Genomic DNA, 6008 nt, shown 5'->3' on the forward strand with positions numbered 1-6008 from the left:
TTTTTTTTTTTTTTTTTGGTGCCGCGTCCCGGGGCGTGGGGGGGCGGGGTTTTTTTTTTTTTTTTTTTTGGTTTTTGTGGGGGGGCCCGCCCCCCCCCGGGGCCCCCCCACTTCAGCAGGTCAGCGCGGTCCCAGGGTCCACCGCGGACCCGTGGGCCCGTCCTCGATGACCAGTCCGGTCTGCTGGAGCTGATCCCGGATCCCGTCCGCCGTGGCCCAGTCCTTGCGGCCCCGCGCCGCCTCGCGCTGCTCCAGCACGAGCCGTACGAGCGTGTCCACGACGCCGTGCAGCTCCGCGCCGCGGTCGGTCTCGCCGGCCCAGTGCGGGTCGAGCGGGTCCAGTCCGAGGACGCCGAGCATGGCCCGTACCTCCGCGAGCCGGGCGACGGCCGCCTCCTTGTCGTCGGCGGCGAGCGCGGAGTTGCCCTGGCGGACGGTGGTGTGGACGATCGCGAGGGCCTGCGGGACGCCCAGGTCGTCATCCATGGCCTCGGCGAAGGCGGGCGGCACCTCGTCCGCGGGAGCGACGGCCTTCCCCGCTTTTTCGGCGACTCGCTGGACGAAGCCCTCGATCCGCGCGAACGCGGACTCGGCCTCGCGCAGGGCCTCCTCGCTGTACTCGATCATCGAGCGGTAGTGCGGGGTGCCGAGGTAGTAGCGGAGCACGATGGGGCGCCAGTGCTTGACCATCTCGGAGACCAGCACCGAGTTGCCGAGCGACTTCGACATCTTCTCGCCGCTCATGGTGACCCAGGCGTTGTGCACCCAGTACTCGGCGAACGTGTCGCCGTACCCCTTGGCCTGCGCGATCTCGTTCTCGTGGTGCGGGAAGATCAGGTCGAGTCCGCCGCCGTGGATGTCGAAGGCGGAGCCCAGGTACTTGTGGGCCATCGCCGAGCACTCCAGGTGCCAGCCGGGCCGGCCGCGGCCCCAGGGCGTCTCCCAGGAGGGCTCGCCGGGCTTGACGGCCTTCCACATCGCGAAGTCGCGCCGGTCCCGCTTGCCGGTCTCGCCCTCGCCCGAGGGCTGGCGCAGATCGTCCAGGTCCTGGTTGGACAGCTCCAGGTAGCCGGGGAAGGAGCGCACGTCGAAGTAGACGTTGCCGTCGGCCTCGTAGGCGTGACCGCGCTCGATCAGACCGCGCATCATCTCGATCATCTCGGTGATGTGGCCGGTGGCGCGCGGCTCGTACGTGGGCGGCAGGCAGCCGAGCACGTCGTAACCGGAGTTGAAGGCGCGCTCGTTCTCGTAGCCGATGGACCACCACGGGCGGCCCTGGTCGGCCGACTTGGCGATGATCTTGTCGTCGATGTCCGTGACGTTGCGGATGAACGTCACGTCGTAGCCGCGGTACTCGAACCAGCGGCGCATGATGTCGAAGTTGAGTCCCGACCGGATGTGCCCGATGTGCGGGGCGGCCTGCACGGTGGCACCACACAGGTAGATCGAGACGCAGCCCGGGGCGATCGGGGTGAAGTCACGGATCTGCCGGGCGCCGGTGTCGTACAGCCGAATAGTCACGCGACAAGGGTAGTGCGCCCGGGGCAGTGCCCCGCGACCCTTTGGGCCACGGGGACACCGAAGCGTGACATTGATGACGTCGGTCACGCGCCGGCCGTGCGCCGCGCGGTCGCGCGAGCGTGCGCCGCGCATGTGCCGTGGTCACATGGCCGGACGCCCGGCGGCGGCCCGCCCTGGTCCCGCCGGGGTCCCACCGGGGTCCCGCCCCGGGTCGTGCCGGGGTCTCCGGAGGCGGAGGGCGGGGCCGGGGCGGGGTCCTCGGCGGCTCAGAGCCTGCCGACGACCTTGCGGGGCGTGATGCGGACGACGACCCGCGTGTTGTCCTCCCCGGCGCTCGGGTTGAACTCCGCGTACTGCTTGCCCGTGTACTTCACGGACAGCTCGTCGATCAGCTCCTGCCCGCCCTCGGTGGTGAGCGCGGCCGTGCCCCGGATCTCCGCGTAGGTGTACGGGGCGTCGGCGGGCTGTACGACGACGGTGACCCGGGGGTCGCGGCGCAGGTTCTTCTCCTTCTGACGGTCGACCGTGGTGGAGATCAGAACGTCGTCCCCGTCCCGCTTCACCCATACAGGTGATACCTGCGGGCTTCCGTCGGGCTGGATGGTGGCGATGTTGACGAAGACGGGGGTGTCGAGGAGCTGCTTGAGGTCGTCGGAGAGTGCGGCTGTCATGACTGCCTTCCTGCTTCGTACTGCTGCCGTGCGATGGATGAATACCGAACGATCATCGCCCAACCCGCTCGTTCCCGCCGGTATTTCGCGCGGTTCGGTACCGCGGCTCAGCCCGTCGGGGCCGTACGGACCACCAGCGCCGTGGCGATCGCCGCCAGCCCCTCGCCGCGCCCGGTGAAGCCCAGGCCGTCGGAGGTGGCGGCGGAGACCGCGACCGGCGCGCCGACCGCCTCGGAGAGCACCTTCTGCGCCTCGTCCCGGCGCTTGCCGATCTTCGGCCGCGCCCCGACGACCTGGACGGCGACATTGCCGATCGTGAAGCCCTCCGCGCGGACGATCCTGGCCGCCTCCTTGAGGAGGGTGACGCCGGGCGCCCCCGACCACTCGGGGCGGCCCGTGCCGAAGTGCGCGCCGAGGTCGCCGAGACCGGCGGCGGAGAAGAGCGCGTTGCAGGCCGCGTGCGCGACCACGTCCGCGTCGGAGTGGCCGGCCAGCCCGGGGCCCTCGCCCTCCCAGAGCAGGCCCGCGCACCACAGCTCGCGGCCCTCCTCGAAGGCGTGGATGTCGGTGCCGATGCCGACCTGCGGAAGCGGCGCCACCGGCGCGGGGCGGGCCTCTTCGGGGCGCTCAGAAGCCATCGGTGAGCCTCCTGCGGGCGAGAACCGCCTCGGCCAGCACCAGATCCAGCGGCCTGGTCACCTTGAACGCCTCCTCGTGTCCTGGCACGACCACCACGGGCGCGCCGAGCCGCTCGACCATACCGGCGCAGTCCGTCGCACCGTCGCCCACCTGCGCCACCGTCCGGTGCGCGCGCTCCAGCGTGGCGCGGTCGAACCCCTGCGGGGTCTGTACGGCGCGCAGCAGGGACCGCTCGGGTGTGGCGACGACCGGTTCCGGCTCGCCCTTCTCCCTCGGCTCGACCTGCTTGACGGTGTCGGCGAGGGGCAGCGCGGGGACGACGGCCGGGGCACCGTCCCGTACCGCCTCGACCACGGCGTCCACGGTCTCGACGGGGACGAGCGGGCGGGCCGCGTCGTGGACGAGCACGCTGGTGATGGCCTCGGGCAGGGCGTCGATACCGCGCCGTACGGACTCCTGGCGGGTCTCGCCGCCGGGGACGACCAGGTAGTCGGTGCGCCCGGGCAGGGCGTGGGCGTCGAGGAGGTTCTTGACCTCGGGCGCGCCGTCCGGCGGGGCGACCACGACGACGAGCGAGACGGCGCGCGAGGCCGCCATCGCGCGGACGGCGTGGATCAGCATCGGGGTGCCGCCCAGCGCGCGCAGCGCCTTGGGGGCGCCTGGACCGAGCCGTACACCCCGGCCTGCGGCGGGGATCACCGCGGCGGTGCGGTGGGGGCGGGGTTCCTCAGACATCGCATGCACTCCGGCGGGTTTGTTCTGGCTTTGTTCCGGCAGGTTTGTTTCCGCGGCCGACATGGGTAGGGGCTCAGCGAGCCGGGCGGGACGCCTTGACCCGACCCTTCCGTGACCAGGGTCGAGACGATCGCCGCACCGGCCACCCGGGAGCCTCGGCGTCGGACGTACGAACGCACGACGCGCCGCGCACGAAGCGCGACGCGACATCCACACATCCGGCATCCACAGATCCAGGGGCACGTGGGCAGAAACACGCGCGCGGGCAGCGCCACGAGGACGTGAGACGCGCGGGCATGAACCGTGCGGACGTGGGCATGTCCATGTCGCGACACGATACGGGCATGCCGCAGTGCCCGACGACTCGGCTTTCCCCCAAAAGCCGGCCAGCGGGCACCGCGGCATTCACTGCTTCACTTCACATCGCGCGTGCTGCGTGTGCGTCGCGTTCAGTTCAGGACGCGAGGACCTCGTCGAGCAGAGCCTCGGCCTTGTCTTCATTCGTGTTCTCCGCGAGAGCCAGCTCGCTGACAAGAATCTGCCGCGCCTTGGCGAGCATGCGCTTCTCACCTGCGGAGAGTCCGCGCTCGCGCTCCCGGCGCCACAGGTCCCGGACGACTTCCGCGACCTTGATGACGTCGCCGGAGGCGAGCTTCTCAAGATTTGCCTTGTAGCGACGGGACCAGTTCGTCGGCTCTTCCGCGTACGGCGCCCTGAGCACCTCGAAGACCCGGTCCAGCCCGTCCTGACCGACCACATCGCGCACGCCGACGAACTCCGCATTGTCCGCCGGTACACGCACCGTCAAGTCGCCCTGGGCGACCTTGAGCACCAAGTAGGTCTTGTCCACGCCTTTGATCTGGCGAGTTTCGATGGCCTCGATCAGCGCGGCCCCGTGATGGGGATAGACCACGGTGTCGCCAACCTTGAACGTCATGTGACAGGTACCCCTTCCGTGGCTATCCAGGGTAACACGAGAATGGCTTCTTCTGAATGGCGTTTTCGCAGGTCAGGGCGCATCTCGGGGCTTGACAACAGCGCCAGGAACGTGCTGCGGACGGCTTCCGGAAGGGGGTATTCGCAGGTCGGAGCCGCTGCGCGGGGGCACGGAAACGCCCACGTTACGTGGCGCGCGACCCCCTCCAGAGAGGCCTAACGTCCCGTTTTGCCGGATTCCGGCAGCGGAACTTCCCGCTCCGCGTTCGGATGTCGGTCACTCGTACGAACGGAAGTGTGGCGTGGGTACGACAGAAGTACGACGGAAGTGCGGGGGAATCCGAATTCGATCACGGTCGCGGGTGCCACGGTATTCGTAAGGAATGCGGGGCGGGCCGGATAATTGATCACCGGATTTATGTGAACGGCGCGCGAAACACGGTGAAGATCGACCGTCAATCGATCATCGGCGGAACCCGGGGGCCGGCGGGGGAACGTACCGGTGACGCCGGGAGGCGGGTCGGGTGCGGGGCGTCGGGGGCGGCTCGGTAACCTGAGGGCGCAGACGCACCATTGGCCCGTCTTGAGGCCATCGGCTCGCTTCTCGCACCCGTACCACCGCAGCACCCCCGCAGCACCCCGCACGACCGTGTCCCTGCCCTCCGTCCGTACGTCCTAGGAGATGCCGCCGCCGTGAGCCGCAGCCTTCGACGCGGCGCCCTCGCCGCCACTGCCCTCGTGTTCTCGCTTGCCCCGCTCACCGCGTGCGGCGCCGGCAACAACGCGCAGACTCTCGGCGTCAAGCCGGACAACGCCGCCACGTCCGTCGACAAGATCAGCCTCCAGAACATCACGGTGATCACGCAGCCCGAGGCCGACGCGGAGGGTCCCGCGGTCGTCACCGGCACCGTCTTCAACAGCGACACGAGCGCGCAGACGCTCGACTCGGTGAAGCTCCCGGGCACCAGCGCCACGGTGAAGCTCGCGCCCGCCAAGGGCTCGGGGCCGATCACCGTTCCCGCGCTCGGCTCGGTCCAGCTCGGTGGCGCGGGCAACGCCTCCGCCGTGATCGAGAACGGCCGCGAGGCCGCGAAGAACGGCGACGCGCAGCAGGTCGTCTTCTCCTTCAGCAAGACCGGCGAGGTCGGGCTGCGCGCCTTCGTCTTCCCGTCGGACAACTACTTCAAGGGCGTCGGCCCCAGCTCCGCGCCGTCCGCCTCCCCCGGCGGCTCGGCGACGCCCGGGGCCTCCGGCGCCGGCGCCCCGGGCGAGGGGGCCGCAGGGACTCCCTCGGGCTCCGCCTCGAACTCCGCCCCGGCCTCGGGTGACGCGGAGACCGGCGCGGACGCGGAGACGGGCACCACCCACTGAGAAGCGGGCGCACGACGATACGGCGGGGGGGGGGGGCCCCGGGGGGGGGGGGGGGGCCCCCCCCGCGGGACGGGGGGGGGGGGCGGCGGCGGGGGGGGGCGCGGGGGCACCTAGTTGCTCCTCGCGGCGTCCGGC

Annotated in this window: 6 protein-coding genes; 1 reads left to right on the plus strand and 5 read right to left on the minus strand. The window is 70.7% G+C overall.

The window, feature by feature from the left end; genetic code table 11:
• Nucleotides 1–120 precede the first annotated feature (120 nt).
• The 5 genes from cysS to ACFXPK_RS21090 form a co-directional block, all read right to left on the minus strand.
• Nucleotides 121–1521: a cysteine--tRNA ligase gene (gene cysS / locus ACFXPK_RS21070; protein WP_385077542.1), complete on the minus strand. Its 1401-nt coding sequence runs from the start codon at nucleotides 1519–1521 to the stop codon at nucleotides 121–123.
• A 266-nt stretch (nucleotides 1522–1787) separates the two neighbouring features.
• Nucleotides 1788–2192: a PPOX class F420-dependent oxidoreductase gene (locus ACFXPK_RS21075; RefSeq protein ID WP_384993019.1), complete on the minus strand. Its 405-nt coding sequence runs from the start codon at nucleotides 2190–2192 to the stop codon at nucleotides 1788–1790.
• 107 nt (nucleotides 2193–2299) lie between these two features.
• The gene (gene ispF, locus ACFXPK_RS21080) at nucleotides 2300–2830 is read right to left on the minus strand and encodes a 2-C-methyl-D-erythritol 2,4-cyclodiphosphate synthase (protein ID WP_385077545.1); all 531 of its coding nucleotides are present in this window, start codon (nucleotides 2828–2830) and stop codon (nucleotides 2300–2302) included.
• Nucleotides 2820–3566, minus strand: coding sequence for a 2-C-methyl-D-erythritol 4-phosphate cytidylyltransferase (gene ispD / locus ACFXPK_RS21085; RefSeq protein WP_384993024.1), 747 nt, complete (start codon nucleotides 3564–3566; stop codon nucleotides 2820–2822). The genes ispF and ispD overlap by 11 nt, the downstream gene beginning before the upstream one ends.
• Before the next feature lie 454 nt (nucleotides 3567–4020).
• Nucleotides 4021–4503, minus strand: a complete 483-nt coding sequence (locus ACFXPK_RS21090; protein ID WP_003953493.1) for a CarD family transcriptional regulator — start codon at nucleotides 4501–4503, stop codon at nucleotides 4021–4023.
• Between the two features lie 692 nt (nucleotides 4504–5195).
• Here ACFXPK_RS21090 and ACFXPK_RS21095 point away from each other — a divergent pair.
• Nucleotides 5196–5873 (plus strand): DUF461 domain-containing protein, encoded by a 678-nt coding sequence (locus ACFXPK_RS21095; protein WP_385077548.1) that lies wholly within the window; start codon nucleotides 5196–5198, stop codon nucleotides 5871–5873.
• The last annotated feature ends 135 nt before the right edge of the window (nucleotides 5874–6008 follow it).

The organism is Streptomyces sp. NPDC059142, assembly GCF_042755665.1.
Lineage (GTDB): Bacteria > Actinomycetota > Actinomycetes > Streptomycetales > Streptomycetaceae > Streptomyces.

What these genes read in the sequence shown, in the direction of transcription:
- ACFXPK_RS21075 (WP_384993019.1), bottom strand. Translation starts at nt 2,192, where the DNA reads ATGACAGCCGCACTCTCCGACGACCTCAAGCAGCTCCTCGACACCCCC.
- ispF (WP_385077545.1), bottom strand. Translation starts at nt 2,830, where the DNA reads ATGGCTTCTGAGCGCCCCGAAGAGGCCCGCCCCGCGCCGGTGGCGCCG.
- ispD (WP_384993024.1), bottom strand. Translation starts at nt 3,566, where the DNA reads ATGTCTGAGGAACCCCGCCCCCACCGCACCGCCGCGGTGATCCCCGCC.
- ACFXPK_RS21090 (WP_003953493.1), bottom strand. Translation starts at nt 4,503, where the DNA reads ATGACGTTCAAGGTTGGCGACACCGTGGTCTATCCCCATCACGGGGCC.